The organism is Citromicrobium sp. JLT1363, assembly GCF_000186705.1.
Taxonomy (GTDB): domain Bacteria; phylum Pseudomonadota; class Alphaproteobacteria; order Sphingomonadales; family Sphingomonadaceae; genus Alteriqipengyuania.
Map to the genome: position 1 here is coordinate 30649 of NZ_AEUE01000007.1, position 18012 is coordinate 48660.

The 18012-nt window shown below is 63.5% G+C and carries 14 protein-coding genes; 8 read left to right on the plus strand and 6 right to left on the minus strand.

The window, feature by feature from the left end; genetic code table 11:
* Window positions 1-13 precede the first annotated feature (13 nt).
* On the plus strand, window positions 14-1849 hold the full coding sequence (lepA, locus tag ADAD_RS0111555; protein ID WP_010413910.1) for a translation elongation factor 4: 1836 nt from the start codon (window positions 14-16) through the stop codon (window positions 1847-1849).
* A gap of 95 nt (window positions 1850-1944) precedes the next feature.
* On the opposite strand, the gene ADAD_RS15905 is transcribed toward lepA, so the two are convergent.
* The 4 genes from ADAD_RS15905 to ADAD_RS0111575 all read right to left on the minus strand — a co-directional run bounded on the left by ADAD_RS15905 (window position 1945) and on the right by ADAD_RS0111575 (window position 7453).
* On the minus strand, window positions 1945-4449 hold the full coding sequence (locus ADAD_RS15905; RefSeq protein ID WP_158005191.1) for an AAA family ATPase: 2505 nt from the start codon (window positions 4447-4449) through the stop codon (window positions 1945-1947).
* A 72-nt stretch (window positions 4450-4521) separates the two neighbouring features.
* Complete coding sequence (locus ADAD_RS16210) at window positions 4522-4974, minus strand: hypothetical protein (RefSeq protein WP_010413914.1); 453 nt, start codon at window positions 4972-4974, stop codon at window positions 4522-4524.
* Window positions 4975-5328: 354 nt separating this feature from the next.
* On the minus strand, window positions 5329-6594 hold the full coding sequence (locus ADAD_RS0111570) for a glutamate-5-semialdehyde dehydrogenase (RefSeq protein WP_010413916.1): 1266 nt from the start codon (window positions 6592-6594) through the stop codon (window positions 5329-5331).
* Window positions 6595-6685: 91 nt separating this feature from the next.
* On the minus strand, window positions 6686-7453 hold the full coding sequence (locus tag ADAD_RS0111575; RefSeq protein ID WP_272941327.1) for a pyrroline-5-carboxylate reductase family protein: 768 nt from the start codon (window positions 7451-7453) through the stop codon (window positions 6686-6688).
* Between the two features lie 201 nt (window positions 7454-7654).
* Here ADAD_RS0111575 and proB point away from each other — a divergent pair, with 201 nt between their 5' ends.
* The 4 genes from proB (at window position 7655) to ADAD_RS0111595 (ending at window position 12465) form a co-directional block, all read left to right on the plus strand.
* Window positions 7655-8812 (plus strand): glutamate 5-kinase, encoded by a 1158-nt coding sequence (gene proB, locus ADAD_RS0111580; protein ID WP_010413920.1) that lies wholly within the window; start codon window positions 7655-7657, stop codon window positions 8810-8812.
* A 72-nt stretch (window positions 8813-8884) separates the two neighbouring features.
* Window positions 8885-9688: an outer membrane protein assembly factor BamD gene (locus tag ADAD_RS0111585; RefSeq protein WP_010413922.1), complete on the plus strand. Its 804-nt coding sequence runs from the start codon at window positions 8885-8887 to the stop codon at window positions 9686-9688.
* Window positions 9689-9803: 115 nt separating this feature from the next.
* On the plus strand, window positions 9804-11468 hold the full coding sequence (recN, locus tag ADAD_RS0111590) for a DNA repair protein RecN (RefSeq protein ID WP_010413924.1): 1665 nt from the start codon (window positions 9804-9806) through the stop codon (window positions 11466-11468).
* Between the two features lies 1 nt (window position 11469).
* Complete coding sequence (locus tag ADAD_RS0111595; protein WP_029140089.1) at window positions 11470-12465, plus strand: restriction endonuclease; 996 nt, start codon at window positions 11470-11472, stop codon at window positions 12463-12465.
* 27 nt (window positions 12466-12492) lie between these two features.
* On the opposite strand, the gene ADAD_RS0111600 is transcribed toward ADAD_RS0111595, so the two are convergent.
* On the minus strand, window positions 12493-12975 hold the full coding sequence (locus ADAD_RS0111600; protein ID WP_139020430.1) for a hypothetical protein: 483 nt from the start codon (window positions 12973-12975) through the stop codon (window positions 12493-12495).
* A 55-nt stretch (window positions 12976-13030) separates the two neighbouring features.
* Entirely contained in the window at window positions 13031-14020 is a 990-nt protein-coding gene (locus ADAD_RS0111605; RefSeq protein ID WP_010413928.1) for an acyl-CoA thioester hydrolase/BAAT C-terminal domain-containing protein, read from the minus strand.
* 102 nt (window positions 14021-14122) lie between these two features.
* Between ADAD_RS0111605 and ligA the strand changes: the two genes are divergently transcribed.
* From ligA to ADAD_RS0111620, 3 genes are all read left to right on the plus strand, one after another.
* Window positions 14123-16312: an NAD-dependent DNA ligase LigA gene (gene ligA, locus ADAD_RS0111610; protein WP_010413930.1), complete on the plus strand. Its 2190-nt coding sequence runs from the start codon at window positions 14123-14125 to the stop codon at window positions 16310-16312.
* A gap of 58 nt (window positions 16313-16370) precedes the next feature.
* Window positions 16371-17522, plus strand: a complete 1152-nt coding sequence (locus ADAD_RS15915; RefSeq protein WP_237700815.1) for a serine hydrolase — start codon at window positions 16371-16373, stop codon at window positions 17520-17522.
* A gap of 96 nt (window positions 17523-17618) precedes the next feature.
* Complete coding sequence (locus ADAD_RS0111620; protein WP_010413934.1) at window positions 17619-17972, plus strand: YciI family protein; 354 nt, start codon at window positions 17619-17621, stop codon at window positions 17970-17972.
* The last annotated feature ends 40 nt before the right edge of the window (window positions 17973-18012 follow it).

Here is an 18012-nt window from a genome sequence, read left to right on the forward strand (position 1 = left end):
ATTGGCGGCGGCAATGACTGACCTTTCCAAGATCCGCAATTTTTCCATCATCGCCCATATCGACCACGGGAAGAGCACGCTCGCCGACCGGCTGATCCAGCTTACCGGCGGGCTGACCGAGCGGGAGATGAAGGAACAGCTGCTCGACAACATGGATATCGAGCGGGAGCGGGGCATCACCATCAAGGCGCAGACCGTGCGCCTCAACTACACCGCGTCCGATGGCGAGACCTATCAGCTCAACCTGATGGACACGCCCGGCCACGTCGACTTCGCCTACGAGGTCTCCCGCAGCCTCGCCGCGTGCGAGGGTGCGCTGCTGGTGGTCGACGCGGCGCAGGGGGTGGAGGCGCAGACCCTCGCCAATGTCTACCAGTCGATCGAGCATGATCACGAAATCCTGCCCGTTATCAACAAGATAGACCTGCCCGCGGCCGAGCCCGAGCGGGTCGCCGAGGAGATCGAGGAGATCGTCGGCATCCAGGCCACCGGCACGTGGCAAAATGGCGGCGCGGTGCTCACCAGCGCCAAGTCCGGCATCGGCGTGGAGGACGTGCTCGAAGCGATCGTCGCGCGCATTCCCCCGCCGCAGGGCGACCGCGACGCGCCGCTCAAGGCCTCGCTCGTCGATTCCTGGTACGATCCGTATCTGGGCGTCGTCATCCTTGTGCGCGTGATCGACGGCGTCCTGAAGAAGGGCCTCAACGTCAAGTTCATGCAGGGGCAGACCGAGCACCTGATCGACCGCGTCGGCGCCTTCACCCCCAAGCGCGTTGACCTGGCGGAGATCGGCCCGGGCGAGATCGGCTTCATCACCGCGCAGATCAAGGAGGTCGACCAGGCGCGCGTGGGCGACACGATCACCACGGTCAAGAACGGCGCCACGAAAGCGCTGCCCGGCTATCGCGAGCCGCAGCCGGTGGTGTTCTGCGGCCTCTTCCCCGTCGACGCGGCCGATTTCGAGAAGCTGCGCGAATCCATCGGCAAGCTGCGCCTCAACGATGCGAGCTTCACCTTCGAGATGGAAAGCTCCGCCGCGCTGGGCTTCGGCTTCCGCGCCGGCTTCCTCGGCCTGCTGCACCTCGAGATCATCCAGGAACGCCTCAGCCGCGAATACGACCTCGACCTGATCACGACCGCGCCATCCGTGGTCTACCGCATCCACCTCGGCCACACGAAGAACGAAGAGGCCAAGGTGATCGAGCTGCACAATCCATCCGACTATCCCGACCCCAACCGGATCGAGATGATCGAGGAGCCGTGGATCAAGGCGGTGATCTACACGCCCGACGAATATCTCGGCGCGATCCTGAAGCTGTGCCAGGACCGGCGCGGGATCCAGACCAACCTGACCTATGTCGGCGGGCGCGCGCAGGTCAGCTACGAGCTGCCGCTGAACGAGGTGGTCTTCGACTTCTACGACCGCCTGAAGTCGATCAGCCGCGGCTACGCCTCCTTCGATTACGAGCAGATCGGCCTGCGCGAAGGCGACCTCGTGAAGATGAACATCCTCGTCAACAACGAGCCGGTCGACGCGCTGTCGCTGATCGTCCACCGCTCCGTGGCGGAGGAACGCGGCCGCGGCATGTGCGAGCGCCTGAAAGACCTGATCCCGCGCCACCTGTTCAAGATCCCGATCCAGGCCGCGATCGGCGGCAAGGTGATCGCCCGCGAAACCATCGCCGCCCTGCGCAAGGACGTGACCGCCAAGTGCTATGGCGGCGACATCAGCCGCAAGAAGAAGCTGCTGGAGAAGCAGAAGAAGGGGAAGGCCAGAATGAGAGAGTACGGCAACGTCTCGATCCCTCAGGAGGCCTTCATTGCCGCGCTCCGTATGGGGGAAGAGTAACTCTCATTCTGAGGTCATTCTGAGGATGCGGGAGCGCCCGCAGGGCGGCCTGTCCCAGTATAGGCGGGAGGAAAGTAAGCTTCCGCAGGAGGCGTTTATTGCTGCGCTGCGGATGGGGGAGGAGTGATGTCTTCGCCCCTCTCGTCGGCTGCGATCGCTTTAGGTTTTTTTCTGGCCTTATTTTTTGCTGAGGGTTTCCGCGTTCGAGCAACCTCTTCGCTCTCGATTGACGTACGTCGATACTCGAGGGCATCCTTCAGCATCCTTAGTTTTGAGACAAAATCATCGAAATCGGGGATAGGCTCGTTCGCTTCGCCGTCGAGCTTAAAATCAGCTGTCAGCTCTCTCATCATGTCGCGCATAGCTTTCGAGTCGAGAGAGTTGTCCAGTCCGTCTCCAATCCGTTCGAAAAGGAAAAGTCCTTGCTCACGCGTTGCGCCTTCGGGGTGATCCTGAATAAAAATCTTACGATGCTGCTCAACCATTGACTTGGCGCGATGTCTATACCTCTCCTCGTTAGCAGCGCGGATATTCCTATTTATTTTCTTAAATAGTTCCTTCATTCTGTCGATGAATTCATCAATGTCGGATTGGAGCTCTTTCTCGGCGGCATTTTCACAGAGCGTCACGACTGCACGGGCGAAGCCAATCTTGTCAATGTGCCCCCCTTTGGCGTCGGCCGCCTTCTTTAGTGCATCATAGATTCCGACTTTCGCTCCAAGCGCTTTGGATACATCCTCCTCCTGAATTACGAGTGCCTCTCCCTCACGAAACTCGGCAACTTCGCGAAAATAAAGATTGGCTGCCGCAACGGCTAATGGTGCCGGTATCAAGTCCTCCGGCTCTTCCATCCGATGTCCGGTATCGTGAACGATGTTCAGCTCGTCGAATTGCATTATAAATTTGGAGTTGATGAGCCGGCGCGTTTGCTTGTCATCCTTCCGCAATATTTCTGCTGACTTTTTTCCGCTTTCATCCGAATCGAGGAGGACGACCACTGATGGTGCCTCGCTATCGCGACCTCGGATCAAATAAAGCATATACGGCACATGACTAGCTGACCCGCACGGCACCATAACCACCCGATTTAAATCGAGAAGTTCTGTTTCGCTGTTTGCTCCGCGGTTCAATATCACCCGTGATAGACCAGCTAGCAGGACTTGGTCTGCGACCCCTTCGACCAGAAGGTTACAAGCCCCAATAAAGGCGGTTTCGCCGACAAAGGCTCCGAATGCTGAGCGCAGCGGCTCGTAGTGATTTTGTGAGGCATTCCTTATGACACGGGTGCCGTCCTCGCCCTTTCCTTTTTCAAGGACACGGATGCGCTCGGCATGGTTTTTGTCTAGTAGGAACGGTGAATGGGTAACATATACTACCTGCACTGGCCTTGTGTCGCCATCTGGTTCCGCGAAGTTTCGGAAGATCTTAAGTAAGTCTTGCTGTGCTTCTGCGGACAGATACGCATCCGGTTCATCCATGAGCAAAATTTCTGGGCGAGTTGGGTCAGGAATGTGGGTCTGTGCCTGGATAAAATATGAAAGAAAATACTTCAGGCCCGCACTTCGCTCGTCGAAGGTATATTGAGTTCCGGTTCGGTCGCGAATAGTGAAAACTAATTCGGACTCAAGCGCCGTGACTCGAAGTTGAAAATCTCTATCTTGGACCCAATATTTTGGAAAGTTTAGTTTCTTTTCGAGTTGCTGATTTATGCTTTCAGCTAGAGCTGTCGCATGACCATTCTCTCCAGCTTCGATATACTGGGCTAGCTCCACAAGGCGCTCGGGTTCGATATTTGCGAGCTGCATTAGTAGCTTGCGCGCAAGTTCGTAGGATCGCTTCAATTCTTCTGCCGGGGCGGCGGATTGGTCGTTTACCTCTGACAGTATCGACGCCAGCCCTGGTGCAATGGATGGAAGAGTCCCTGCGAACCGGTCTTTGTCTCCAGGCCAAGCCTCGAAGAGCATGTCGGCAGCCTTCATCCATATTTTCCGAGATGCCCTATTCTTCGGCGCTGCGTTCTCCGCTTTGAGCAACTCGGATGTGGGTAGGGCGGCCGGAAGAGCTGTTTTGGATTCGAGCCTGAACGCCCGAGGTAGTGACACGCTGCCAAATTCTCGCGCGGCGTCGCCAGTTATGCTGACATTTACATAACTCCCAGACCCATCGGGAAAATACAGGTTAAGCCGTTCGGGGCCTTCCCGGAACATGAGAAAGGAGTCGAATTTTTCAGGAGCTTCAGAGACTTCTGACCGTATTTTGGTTACATCATTCGCGTCTAAATCGATCCACGATACGCCAAGGTGTGGCCAAAATTCATTGCCTCGTTCTACGTTGAAGAAATCGCAATAGCGACACAGGTCCTGATGCTGGAAGCCTTCTCCAGTGATAGCCTTCTCAATTGCACTGAGGAGGTGGCTTTTCCCGGACTCGTTCGCTCCAACGATAGTCGTAATTAACTGGTCAATTGGAACCTCAACGTATGGATACCAAAGCGAACCAATCATCTCCCATTCACGCTTCTCCGCTTTGGGATGCGCCTTTCGGCGATGATCAAAGTTAAAAGATTTGTAGAAACGCGCATAAACGTGACTAAGCTTCATGCCAGATACCCCTCTAGCCATTATGTAACCTAGCTTAAGAGGGATGCGAAGCGTGTAATTTGCTCTACTAATTCACTTCCACCCCCCATCCTTCAACCCACGCCACTTGGGGTTCTCCTCCGGCTCCTCCTCCTCCTCGCGCACGCGGCGCCGCCATCCCGGCGCAGGCAGCGTCCGCTCCTCCCAGTCGTCGCTGTCATCCTCACCCGCCCTCGCATGGTACAGCGGATGCTCCGGGTCCTCCCACCAGCGGTAGCCTGCGGCCTCGTCCTCGGCCTCGATGGCCTTGAAGGCGTCCCAGGCCGCGCGGGCGCGGGGGCTCATGGAGTCGAGGCGGCGCTGGTGCACCTTGGCGATCTTGGCCTCGATCGAGGCGAACACGCGGGCCTCGCCGCCCTGCGCCTGCTCGCGCTCGTACTCCTCGCGCCATTGTTTCTTGAGCCGCTTCAGCTCCATCTGGCCGACCGCGTTGAGGCCTTTTGCGCGGCCCTCCGTAAAGCGATCGGGCGCGCGGTTGCGCAACATGAACCCCCGCCTTCGCGGGGGCAGGCTAGGCAGGCGGTCGTTGTAGGTGATCCGCGTGCCGACCGGCTTGCTCCTTCGACTGCCTGCCAGGGCAGGCGCTCAGGGCAGGCTGCGGAGTAGACGGGCACGTCGACGCCGTTGAGCGCGCGGTCCATCGTGAACTATCCTACACGCTCCCGACCCGCTAACTGGGCACCCGCTCTTTCAATGCGTCGATCCTGCCTCTGCCGCCTCCATCGGCCGCGCACGCAAAAAGGGGCGAGCCATGCTGGCCCGCCCCCTCTTTGCCGTGTGCCCGAACCTCTCATTCCGAGAGGGCGGGGTTTTTGGCCTTAAGACACTGTGTCAGGTGTGTCAGGGTCGCGTCTGGCCGTTGCCGTGGACGAGGTACTTGAAGCTGGTCAGCTGTTCGAGGCCGACGGGCCCGCGCGCGTGCATCTTGCCGGTCGCGATGCCGATTTCCGCGCCCATGCCGAACTCGCCGCCGTCGGCGAACTGGGTGGAGGCGTTGTGCATCAGGATCGCGCTATCGATGCTGGTCATGAACTTGCGCGCCGCGTCTTCATCCTCGGTGATGATCGCGTCGGTGTGGTGGCTGGAATAGGTGTCCACCCATTCGATTGCCTCGTCGAGGCCATCGACCACCTTCACGCTCGCGATGGGGTCAAGATATTCGGTGCCCCAGTCTTCGTCCGTTGCGGGCTTGATCGAGGGCGCGAGCGAAACGGCGGTCTCGTCGCCGCGCAGTTCGCAGTCGTCGCCAAAGATCGCCGCGATCTTGGGAATCGCCTGCTCGGCCACCGCCTTGTCGACCACGATGCTCTCGGTCGCGCCGCACACACCGGTCCGGCGCAGCTTGGCATTGCGGATGACTTCCGCCGCCTTGTCGAGATCGGCCTTGGCGTGGACATAGGTGTGGCAGTTGCCGTCGAGGTGGAGCAGCGTGGGCACGCTGGCCTGGTCACGCACCAGCTCGACGAGGCCACGCCCGCCGCGCGGGATCACGAGGTCGACGAATTCGTCCGCCTTGAGCAGCTCGGCCACGGCAGCGCGGTCGGTCGTGCCCACGGTCTGCACGGCGTTTTCGGGCAGGCCAGCTTCCTTGAGGCCCTGCTGCATGCAGCGCACGATCACGCGGGTCGAATTGCGGCTCTCGCTACCGCCGCGCAGGATGACCGCGTTGCCGCTCTTGAGGCACAGCGCCGATGCGTCCGCGCCCACGTTGGGCCGCGATTCGTAAATCATGCCGATCACGCCGATGGGCACCGCGACACGTTCGATCTTCAACCCGTTGGGCCGGTCGATCTCGGCAAGCTGGCGGCCCACGGGGTCGGGCAGCTCGGCGATCTGTTCGAGCGCGCTGGCCATGCCTTCGATCCGGTCGGGCGTGAGCTTCAGCCGGTCGACGAAGCTGTCGGGCTTCTTGCCTTCGACCGAGGCAACGTCCTTCGCGTTCGCTTCGAGCAGTTCGTCCTGATTGTCGCGCAGCGCCTTGGCGGCGGCGCGCAGGGCGGTGTTCTTGGATTCGGTGCTGGCGGTCAGCAGGCCCTTCGCGGCCGCGCGTGCATTGCTCCCAAGTTCATGGATATGGATTGCGGGGTCCAGGGTCTGGTCGTTCATGGTGGTCCTCTTCGGATCTGTTATTCTTGATGCTGCACTTGATAGACGGACAAGGCGGGGGCGGGGTTCCACAGCCCGCCGCGCCTGCGGGTCAGCGCAGTTCGACGGCGCGTTTGTAGGCCGCCTCGAGCGTCTGTTCGAACTTGCGCGAGACGGCGCCGTCGCCGTTCAGCGCATCGAGCCCGGCGGCAGTGGTGCCGCCCTTGCTGGTGACGGAATTGCGCAGGTCTTCCAGGGACTTGTCGTCCTGGTCGATTGCCATCGCAATCGTGCCTTCCAGCGTGCCAAGCACCAGCGCGCGCGCCTGTTCGTGCGAGAAGCCGATACCTTCGGCCGCAGCGACATAGGCGCGTGCCAGTTCGAACACGTAGCCGGGGCCTGAGCCTGCAACGGCCGTCACGCGGTCGAGCTGGTCCTCATCCGCCACTTCGACGACGGTGCCGGTCCGCTCCATCATCGCATGCGCGTGCTTGCGCTGGTCGTCGGTCACGCCGGGGCCTGCGACCAGGCCGTTGGTCGCCTTGCCCACGAATGCGGGCAGGTTGGGCATGATCCGGATCACGGGTGCGTCGCCCATCACCTTGGAGATGCGTGCGATAGAGGCGCCCGCCGCCATCGAGACGACGTATCCGCCGTCATTCAGGATCGGCGCATAGTCGGGCAGGATGTCGTCGATCATCTGCGGCTTGATCGCCACGATGATGACATCGAAGCGCTTGTCGCCCAGATCGCCCTGCTGCGCGACGAGCCGCACACCTTCGGGGGCATCTTCAAGGAACGGATCAACGATCGTAAAATCCTCGTCGCCCTTCTTCCAGTATTCGAGAAGGGCGCCGCCCATTTTTCCACAGCCGATCAAAAGGATGTTCTGAAAGATAATATCTCTCCGTCTTATTTTTCGGGGCCGGTTTGCGCATCGCCTTTTTGGCGCTGCGCCATCGTTCCCATGATAGATTTATTCTTTTATAACACACTCGTGCAATTTTTTCCAGCGGGTTGTGCGATGCAATACCGCAGCCTATGTCCGCGCCACGAATTCGCACGAGCGCATGGATAGAACATGTCCCAATCGAACACCCTTGTTGTCAAAATCGGTTCCACCCTGGTTGCGAACACCGAACGCCTGACGCCGCGTTTCGGGTTCATCCAGCGCATGCTGGAAGACGTTGCCAAGCTGCGCGATCGCGGCACCAATGTCATCCTTTGCAGTTCCGGCGCCGTTGCCCTGGGCCTCAAGATCGTGGGCGAGCGGCCCGAAACCGCCGGGGTGAGCGACAAGCAGGCCGCCGCCGCCTGCGGCATGCCGCTGCTGACCAATGCCTACAAGCAGATCGGGCACGAATTCAATTTCGAGATCGCGCAGGTTCTGCTGACGCTGGGCGATTTCGAGGATCACCGCCGCTTCCTCAACACGCGCAACACAGTGTTCCGTCTGCTGGAAGCGGGCGTGATGCCGATCATCAACGAAAACGATTCGATCACCACCGAGGAAATCCGCGTGGGCGATAACGACCGGCTGGCGGCCAAGGTGGCGCAAATGGTCGACGCGAAGGACTTCATCATCCTGACCGAGGTCGATGGCCTGTACGACCGTCACCCGGACGAGGAAGGCGCGGAGTTCATTCCCGAAGTCACGGATGTCGCCCCCTTCATGGAAGCGACCAAGGGCAAGAGCACGCTGGGCACCGGCGGGATGACGACCAAGCTGATGGCGGCGAACATCGCACAGGAAGCGGGCGTCACCACCTACATCGCGCATGGTGAGGCGGACAATCCGCTTACCTCCGTGCTCGACGGAGAGCGCCGGGCGACCAAATTCGTCGCGCACGACACGCCGACCTCGGGCTGGGAAAAGTGGATCGCCAACCGCCTGCAGATGGCCGGCAGCATTGGCGTTGCGGATGAACTGGCGGACGAACTGGCCAATGGCGATCGGTCGATCCGGCGCGAGGACATCCTCTCGATCGACGGCGATTTCAGCCGTGGCGACGTTCTCCACATCTACGACCAGCACGGGCAGGAACGTGCCCGCGGGCTGAGCGACTTCAGCTCCGAAGAACTGCGCGTGCTGGCGGTGAACCCGCATCTCGATGCGGAACAGCTGCTCGGCTACACGACCAAGGGCGAGGTGATCCGCGCCAAGAATCTGGTCAGTCTGGAAGGCAGGCATCTGCTGTGGGACGCGCCGGAGGGGGTGGAGCCGACCGGGCAGGGCTGAACGCCTTTTCGCCCGATCCGGCGCTACCGTTTCACTTGGCGTTCAGGGCACCCGGCGCTATACCCCGCGCCCATGACGATCCTCCGCAAGAAATTCCTCGCCGCAGCCGCTCTCGGCAGCCTCGCCACGCTCGCCACCGCATGTGCGGGTGGCAGCTCCGGCCCCGCCGACACGGCCTATGTCGCGCGCGATGTCGAAACGCTTTACGCCAGCGCGAAGGATCGGCTCGATCGCGGCAATGCGGATCTGGCCGCGGCCCTGTTCGACGAGGTGGAGCGTCAGCACCCCTATTCGCCCTGGGCCCGCCGCGCGCAGTTGATGAGCGCGTTCAGCTACTATGTCTCGCGCGATTACGCGAAGTCGATCCAGAGCGCGCAGCGCTTCCTGTCGATCCACCCGGGCAACAAGGATGCGCCTTACGCCTATTACCTGATCGCGCTGAGCTATTACGAACAGATCAGCGACGTCACGCGCGACCAGAAGACGACCGAGCAGGCGCTGGCCGCGCTGCGCGAGGTGGAACGCCGCTTTCCGCAGAGCGAATATGCGTCCGACGCACGCCTGAAGATCGACCTCGTGAACGATCACCTTGCGGGCAAGGAAATGGAAATCGGCCGGTTCTACGAACGTTCGGGCAAGTGGACTGCCGCGCAGATCCGCTTCCAGAACGTGATCGATAACTACCAGACCACCAGCCATGCCGCCGAAGCGCTTTACCGGCTGACGGAAACCAGCCTCGCGCTGGGTATCCCGACCGAAGCCAAGAAGTACGCCGCCGTGCTCGGCGCGAACTATCCGGGCAGCGAGTGGTACGACAAGGCATTCGATCTGGTGCAGGACCATGCGCCCGATGCGCAGGTCGCGCTGGCGAACTGACCGCTTTCCGATTCCCCTGGGCATCCGGTCTGCCCGGGTTTATGCACATCGAAGAGGGGCTTTGCCCGCTGCCGGCGCTGACTTCGCCGCGCATCCGCGCTAGCCTGCGCATGCAATGCTGACCCAACTCGCCGTCCGCAATGTCGTGCTGATCGAAGCGCTCGATCTCGATTTCGGGCGCGGTCTCGGCGTGCTCACGGGGGAGACGGGGGCGGGCAAGTCGATCCTGCTCGATGCGCTGGGCCTGGTGCTCGGCAACCGGGCGGATAGCGGCCTCGTACGCAGCGGGGCCAAGCAGGCCAGCGTTACCGCGACGTTCGAATTCGGCACGCTCCCGCCTGCGCTGGCCGAGGTGCTGGAGGATGCGGGGATCGAGATCGAACCGGGCGAACCGCTGATCGTGCGCCGCCTGGTGAAGGCGGACGGCGGCTCCAAGGCCTTCGTGAACGACCAGTCCACCAGCGTCGGCCTGCTGCGCAATCTCGCGCCGATCCTGGTCGAGCTGCATGGCCAGCACGACGATCGCGGACTGGTGAATCCGCGCGGCCACCGGCAATTGCTCGACCGTTTTGCCGGTGCCGACAGCGCCGGGGTCGCGCGCGCCTACCGCGAATGGCAGCACGCCTCCGAGGCGCTGGAAGACGCGCGCGAGGCCATCGATGCCGCCAGCGCGGAGCAGGATCTGCTGCTGGCGCATCTCGCCGAACTGACCGAAATCGCGCCGCAGGCGGGCGAGGAAGCCCGCCTCGCCGAACAGCGCGCCGCGATGCAGAAGGGCGAGCGCCTCTCCGGCGACCTGGAGGAATTGCGCCACATCTGGGACGGATCGGAATCGCCGCTCAGCGAACTGCGCACCGCCGCACGCCGGCTGGACCGGATCGCGGGTGAGCACAAGCTGCTGGCCGAGGCGCTCGGCGCGCTGGATCGCGCAATTCTCGAAGCGACCGAAGCCGAGGAGAAGCTGGAAGAGGCTGCCGAGGCGCTGGTTCACGATCCCGCAGCGCTGGATGCCGCCGAGACCCGGCTGTTCGATCTGCGCGCGCTCGCCCGCAAGCACCGCTGCGAGGTCGACGAGCTGCCCGACAAGATGCGCGAACTGCGCGGCAAGCTCGATGCGATCGAGGGGGGCGAGGCCCAGCTCGACGCGCTGCGCCTTGCCGAGCGGGAGGCTTTCGAGGCCTATGAAGGCGCGGCGAACCGGCTGCGCAAGGCACGCAAGGCGGCAGCCAAGACTCTCGACAAGGCGGTTGCGGAGGAACTCGGCCCGCTGAAGCTGGACGCCGCGCGGTTCCGCACGCAGGTGGAGCCGCTGCCGCAGGAAAAATGGAGCGCGAGCGGGATGGACGCGGTCGAATTCCTGATCGCGACCAATCCCGGCGCCGACTTCGCGCCGCTCAACAAGATTGCCAGCGGCGGCGAACTATCCCGCTTCATCCTCGCGCTGAAGGTTGCGCTCGCCGAAAAGGGCGGCGCGGCGACGATGATCTTCGACGAGATCGACCGCGGCGTGGGCGGCGCTGTCGCGTCTGCCATCGGTGAACGGCTGGCGCGACTGGCAACAGACGGACAGGTGCTGGTGGTGACGCACAGCCCGCAGGTCGCCGCGCGCGGGCGGGTCCATTACCAGATCGCCAAGGCGAGCAGCGGTACGGTTACGAAGACCTCCGTCGTGCTGCTCGACGCCGGGGGGCGGCAGGAAGAGATCGCGCGCATGCTATCCGGCGCCGAAGTCACGCCCGAGGCGCGCGCGCAGGCGGATCGGCTGCTGGAGGGGGTGTGACATGACAATGTGGAAGATAACTTCCGGCCGGGGAAGCCGACTGACGAAGGAATTCGTCGAGAATAACGTGGTTGCGGTCGGTCTCGATGACGAGACGGACTTCACCTCTGTCACGAGCCGGGAAGAGATGCGAGCGCTCGTCGCCCAGCGCGTACCTTCCCTCACGGAGAAACAGGTCATCGTTGCGGGCAGTCAGTGGTGGCGGTTTCTCAACGAGCTGCAGATCGGCGACGAAGTGCTGGTCTATGAACCCGATACGCGGAACTATCACTTCGGGGAGATTACAGGTCCGGCACGCTTCGAGCTTGGCCTGATTCCTGAACTTCCGGTCGTCCGGGCGGTTTCCTGGCGTACCGAGGTGCCTCGCGACGCGCTCGAAACCACGACAAAGAACAGTCTTGGTGCGGTTCTGACCCTGTTCAAAGTCCCCGCCGAGGCCGAGATCGACGTCAAAAGAGTAGTGACGGGCGAGAAGGAAACGGTTGGGGCGAATGACACGGAAGACGTCGATGCAGAGGCGGACCTAGACCCCTTCTCCGATATCGAGGGGCTGGCTCTCGAGCGGGTCAAAGACCGGATCAATGCCCTCTCGTGGGACGACATGCAGGAACTGGTGGCAGCCTTGCTGAGAGCGCTCGGCTATCGCACGTCGATCTCGGCGGCCGGCCCGGACCGTGGGAAGGATATTATTGCCTCGCGCGATGGTTTCGGGTTCGAACGCCCGCGCATCGTGGTCGAGGTTAAGCATCGCCGCGGCCAAATGGGGTCGCAGGAAATCCGCAGCTTCCTCGGTGGACGCCATGCCGACGATCGCGGTCTGTACGTGAGCACGGGCGGATTCACCAAGGATGCACACTACGAAGCCGAGCGCGCTTCAACCGTGACTCATCTCATGAGTCTGGACGAGTTGGCCAAAGCCCTGATCGAGCAATACGACCAGCTGGATGAGGATGGGCGGCGCCTGCTTCCGCTCACCAAGATCTACTGGCCCGCCTGACAGCGACAGCCTGACTTATTCGGCACTCTACCGCGCCGCGCGCTTCGGGCCTTCGATGAAGCCGCCCCGATACCAGCTGACCCGGTAGGTGCAGCTTTGCGACCTGTTGGCTGTGCCGCAGGACGCACCGCCCGCCGTCGTCAGCTCCAGGGCGGGGCCATCGGCCGTCTCGATCAGGTTCCACCCGCGAACCGTGGTTTCGTAGGCCGGGGCGAGATCGCCCGAGCCGCCGAGATATACCTTCAGCGCAAAGCCGCTCGATCCCGAGGCGTAAAGGCTTGCGCTGTCCGAGCAGGAGAGGGCGGAGTAATCCACGATGATATCGGAAACGCCATCGCCGTTGAGGTCCGCCAGCTGCGCGAAATCGTCATAGACGGTCAGCTCGCCCATCCCGCCCATGCTGTCGCAAAGCTGCGCCGCCTCGGAATAGTCGTAGAGCACGCCGTGCGGCAGCTGCGCGGGCATGGTGGCCGCCTGGCCAAGAACAGCGAGAACCATTGGAGCGATCATGTCGGGCACCTTTCAGCCTTTGTCGTGCGCGGTCCGGCGGGGCCTGCCGGGTGCCTCACAGCGCGTCGTTGAGAAACCGCACGATCTCGCGGTAGCTTTGCTGCAGCGCTTCCGCGTTCCCCTCGGGTGATCCGCCGAGGCGGGACAATTCCCCGAACTGCGGATCGTCCTCGCTGACCGGCGCGCCATAGCCGTAGTGTCCGGCGTCCATGTAGGCGAGCAGCTGCACGTCGTCCTTGCCACTGGCCGCCGCGCGTTCCTCTATCTTGCGGGCCATCGGGCAGGACGCCCACACGCTGTCCGCCTCGCCGCAGATCATCAGCACGGGCACGCCGACCTCTTCTATGGGGATGACCGCATCGGGCTGCTGTTCCTGCAGGGCCATGAGGTCGCTGTTGACCTCGTCCATGTCGCGGCCGAACATCTGCACCTCGCTGGTGTCGAGGTAGGGCAGCGCTTCGCCTTCCCAGGTCCATGGCGCGCCGAACTGCTGCCACGGGGCGTCCCACGAAAAACCGGGCCATACCGCGTTGCCGGGCATGCCCAGAACGATCGCCTTGATGGAAGGATTGCGGATCGCCATCAGCTGCGTCGCCTCGCTGCCGCGCGACCAGCCCATCATGGCAAGGCGCGAGGGATCGACCTGGGGCTGGGCGCGAAGCCATGCGAGCCCGCGCTGGAAGGTCTCCAGCCGGATGCCCTCCAGCCGTTCGGGCTGGCCGGGCGCGCGCCAGTAGCTGAGATGCAGGACGGAGAAACCGTCGCTCTGCAGGGCCTGCGCCAAGCGGCTCATCTCGTCGCCGAGGCCGCCTTCGCTCCCGCCGACAAGCAGGATGCCGGGCCCGTTGTTGGCGCCTTTCGCGGGATAGAAGTTGCCGAGCACGTCGCCGGTATCGATCCGTTCGCCCACCTGCTCGTCGGGTTCGACCATTTCGAGCGGCACCATCTGCGACCATGGCTTCCAGATCCATATCGCCGCCGCCGCGACGACGATCAGCACGATCAATACGCCGCAGCCGCAGCCCAGCTTCCTACCCAGACCCATGTCCGATTCCCCCCTTCAGACTTAACAAGTGTCATATCGTGTTTCGCAAGGCTCGAAAATGACTTCCGTCGAGCGGCAAGGCTGGCCTATCGAACGCGGGCGATGGATGATGTGAACGACCTTTCCGAAGCGGATGCCGCAAACGAGTTGATGCGGCTGGCGCGCAGTATCCGGAAGCACAACCGGCTCTATCACGCCGAGGACGCGCCCGAGATCACCGATCAGGAATATGACGCGCTGGTTCGCCGGAACGAGGCGCTGGAGGCGGCTTTCCCGCATCTGGTGCGCGCGGATTCGCCGTCGAAGGGCGTGGGGCACGAGGTCGTCGCCTCGCCGCTATCCAAGGTGACGCACGAGGTTCGCATGATGAGCCTCGACAATGCGTTCGACGCGCAGGAAGTGGGCGAATGGGTCGCGCGGGTGCGGCGCTTTCTCGATCTGGAGCAGGACGCACCGGTCGCATTCACCGCCGAGGACAAGATCGACGGGCTGTCCTGCTCCCTGCGGTACGAGAAGGGCGAGCTGGTGCGCGCGGCAACGCGCGGCGACGGGCAGATTGGCGAGGATGTGACCGCCAATGTCGCCCACATCGCGGATATCCCCGCGCGGCTGGAAGGCGACGCGCCGGACGTGTTCGAGATACGCGGCGAGGTCTACATGGAGCGCGCGGCCTTCGCCGATCTCAACACGCGCCTGATGGACGAGGCGCGGGCTGCGGCGGAAGAGAAGGGCGAGGAGTTCGACCCCGCAAAGGTCCGCCAGTTCGCCAACCCGCGCAACGCGGCGGCGGGATCGCTGCGGCAGAAGGACGCGAAGGTGACGGCCAGCCGCCCCTTGCGCTTCTGGGCGCATGGCTGGGGCGCTGCGAGCGCGGTGCCGGGCGAGACGCAGCAGGAGGTGATCCGGGCGATTGAAGGCTTCGGCCTGCCGGTTTCCAGGCTGTTCACGCGGTTAGAAGGCCTCGACGCGCTGCTCGCCCATTATGAGAGCATCGCTGCGCAACGCGCTGATCTGCCCTATGAAATCGACGGCGTGGTCTACAAGGTCGACCGGCTCGACTGGCAGGACCGGCTGGGCTTCGTCGCCAAGGCCCCGCGCTGGGCGCTGGCGCACAAGTTCCCCGCGGAACGCGCCGAGACGACGCTGGAGGCGATCGACATCCAGGTGGGGCGCACGGGCAAGCTGACGCCCGTGGGCCGCCTCGCGCCGGTGCTGGTGGGCGGGGTGACCGTCACCAACGTCACCCTGCACAACCGCGACGAGATCGCCCGGCTCGGCGTGCGGCCGGGGGACCGGGTCTGCGTGCAGCGCGCAGGCGACGTGATCCCGCAGGTGGTCGAGAACCTGACGCCTGATGCGAAACGCGAGCCCTACCACTTCCCCGACCATTGCCCCGAATGCGGCAGCGAGGCGGTGGCCGAGGAGGGTGAGGTCGATGTGCGCTGCACCGGCGGGCTGATCTGCCCCGCGCAGGCGACCGAGCGGCTGGAGCATTTCGTCAGCCGCGGCGCGCTCGACATCGAAGGGCTGGGCGAGAAGACGATCGCGCAGTTCCACGGGCTGGGCTGGCTCGAAAGCCCGGCGGATATCTTCCACCTGCGCAAGCGGCGCGAGGAGATTCTCGCGCTCGAAGGCTGGCAGGACAAGTCGGTGGACAACCTGTTGGCGGCTGTGGAGGAAAAGCGCACGCCCGACGCCGCGCGGCTGCTCTTCGGCCTCGGCATCCGCCATGTGGGAGCGGTCACGGCGCGCGACCTGATGAAGGGGCTGGGCGATATTCGCAGGCTTCCGGGGAAGGCCAAGGAATTCCATGAATACCGCAGCGAAAATCCGCGCGGGGATGACGAGAAGGTCAGCCCCTTCAACACGCGGATGCTGGAAGCGGTGCGCCGCATCTACGAGGTGCGCGCGGACGGAATCGGGACGGCGGTGGGCCACGCGCTCGCCGACTTCTTCCACGAAGAGCACAACCGGCAGGTGTGGGCCGATCTGATCGGGGCCGAACCCGGCGCAGGGGAGGTCGATCCGCCGGTCTACGAGGTCGAAACCGTGGAAAGCCCCGTCGCGGGTAAGACGGTCGTGTTCACCGGCAAGCTGGAGACGATGAGCCGCGATGAAGCCAAGGCGCAGGCCGAACGGCTGGGCGCGAAGGCGGCTGGCAGCGTTTCCGCGAAGACGGACCTGCTGGTGGCCGGGCCGGGGGCGGGCAGCAAGCTCAAGAAGGCGGAAGAACTGGGCATCGAGGTGATTGACGAAGCTGGCTGGGCGCAGATCGTCGCGGCGGCGGGCTGAGCCGGGGCATCCGGCGCCGGTCATTCATAATCAGTCACTCCGTCCTATATCGCACCCGATGCGAACCTTTCTCCTCCAAGTCTTCTGCGTCCTCATGCTCGGATCGCTGGCGACCTGTCACCTGACCGGGGAGACGGACGACACCTCCGGCGCGCCTTCGTTCGAGGAGCGGATCGAGCAGGCCGCCGAAGACATCGCGGTGGAGCGTTCGGCGGAGGAGGAATGGCTCGACGATCGCCTCTTCGCACTGGGCACAGGCCTGGAGGGAAAGATCGGGATCGCGGTGCACGACCCCGCGCGTTCGCGCATGATGCATTACAACGGCACGCAGCTGTTTCCGCAGCAGAGCGTCAGCAAGCTGTGGGTTGCGCTGACCGCGCTCGACCAGGCGGATCGCGGCGAACTGGACCTGTCGGAAACGGGCACGGTACGGGTCGACGATCTGGCGGTATTCCACAATCCGATCCGCCGCAGCGTGATCGCCAACGGAAGTTTTTCAACCACTTACAAGGACTTCCTCGAGCGCGCTCTGACCGCGAGCGACAACACGGCGAACGACATGGTCCTGCGCCGGGTCGGCGGCCCGGACGAGGTGCGCAAGACACTGGCGCGCAAGGGCTTTGCCGATATCCGCTTCGGCCCCGGCGAACGCCCGATGCAATCGCGGATCGCGGGGCTCGAGTGGCAGCAGGGCTGGGCGCTGGGCAAGACCTTCTTCGAAGTGCGCAAGCAGGTGCCGCACGACGTCCGCCAGCGCGCGTTCGATGCCTATGTCGCCGACCCCGTCGACGGTGCGACACCCGTTGCCATTGCCTCTGCACTGGCGCGGCTGCACGGCGGCGAACTGCTCTCGCAGGAGAGCACGGCGCGCTATCTCGCCTGGCTGGACGATGTGAAGAGCGGCCCCAACCGCCTCAAGGGCGGGCTGCCCGACGGATGGTCGATCGGCCACAAGACCGGCACCGGACAGGTGCTCGATATCGTGGCGCCCGGCGCTCCGGCGGATCAGGCGGGCTACAACGACGTCGGCATTCTCACCGCGCCGGACGGCAGCATCTACACCGTGGCGGTGATGATCGGCCGCACGCAGGTTCCGGTGCCTGCGCGCATGGACATGATGCACGGCGTGGTGCGCGCCGTGGCTGGCTATCACGAGATGGTGAACGGTCCGGGTCTGGCCCAGGCAGAGCCTGCTACCGACGCTTCCTGAGGAAAATTTGCCATGTCTGTCGAAACGCGCGCACGGGCGGCGTCTTCGCGGTAGAGTATCGCCACGGGGGCGGTGCCGGACCGGAGGATTTGGGCCATGCAATACATGCTGCTGATTCACGAAGACGAAAGTGCCTATGCGGGCGAAAATGGCGGGGCCGTGATGGAGGCGACGCTGGCGGGACACATGAAGCTGATGGAAGAGCTGGGCGCGGCGGGCGTCGCCTTCAGCGGCGAACGACTGCGCGAGGCGCATACGGCGACGACCATCCGCTACGAGAACGGCGGCGAGGGCACGCTGCACGACGGGCCCTTCGCCGAAACGCACGAGGAACTGGGCGGCTTCTACCTGATCGAGGCGAAGGACCACGACGAGGCCGTGCGCTGGGCGAGGCTGATCCCGATTCCGGGCAAGGGCGCGGTCGAAGTGCGCCCCGTCTGGCAGGACTAGCCCTGGGCGGTCTGGCGCAAGCGCTGGCGGATGCACGGCC

Coding starts and splice junctions, on each gene's coding strand:
- ADAD_RS16210 (WP_010413914.1), bottom strand. CDS start 4,974: ATGTTGCGCAACCGCGCGCCCGATCGCTTTACGGAGGGCCGCGCAAAA.
- ADAD_RS15915 (WP_237700815.1), top strand. CDS start 16,371: ATGCGAACCTTTCTCCTCCAAGTCTTCTGCGTCCTCATGCTCGGATCG.
- ADAD_RS0111585 (WP_010413922.1), top strand. CDS start 8,885: ATGACGATCCTCCGCAAGAAATTCCTCGCCGCAGCCGCTCTCGGCAGC.
- ADAD_RS0111595 (WP_029140089.1), top strand. CDS start 11,470: ATGACAATGTGGAAGATAACTTCCGGCCGGGGAAGCCGACTGACGAAG.
- lepA (WP_010413910.1), top strand. CDS start 14: ATGACTGACCTTTCCAAGATCCGCAATTTTTCCATCATCGCCCATATC.
- proB (WP_010413920.1), top strand. CDS start 7,655: ATGTCCCAATCGAACACCCTTGTTGTCAAAATCGGTTCCACCCTGGTT.
- recN (WP_010413924.1), top strand. CDS start 9,804: ATGCTGACCCAACTCGCCGTCCGCAATGTCGTGCTGATCGAAGCGCTC.
- ADAD_RS15905 (WP_158005191.1), bottom strand. CDS start 4,449: ATGAAGCTTAGTCACGTTTATGCGCGTTTCTACAAATCTTTTAACTTT.
- ADAD_RS0111620 (WP_010413934.1), top strand. CDS start 17,619: ATGCAATACATGCTGCTGATTCACGAAGACGAAAGTGCCTATGCGGGC.
- ligA (WP_010413930.1), top strand. CDS start 14,123: ATGGATGATGTGAACGACCTTTCCGAAGCGGATGCCGCAAACGAGTTG.
- ADAD_RS0111605 (WP_010413928.1), bottom strand. CDS start 14,020: ATGGGTCTGGGTAGGAAGCTGGGCTGCGGCTGCGGCGTATTGATCGTG.
- ADAD_RS0111570 (WP_010413916.1), bottom strand. CDS start 6,594: ATGAACGACCAGACCCTGGACCCCGCAATCCATATCCATGAACTTGGG.
- ADAD_RS0111600 (WP_139020430.1), bottom strand. CDS start 12,975: ATGATCGCTCCAATGGTTCTCGCTGTTCTTGGCCAGGCGGCCACCATG.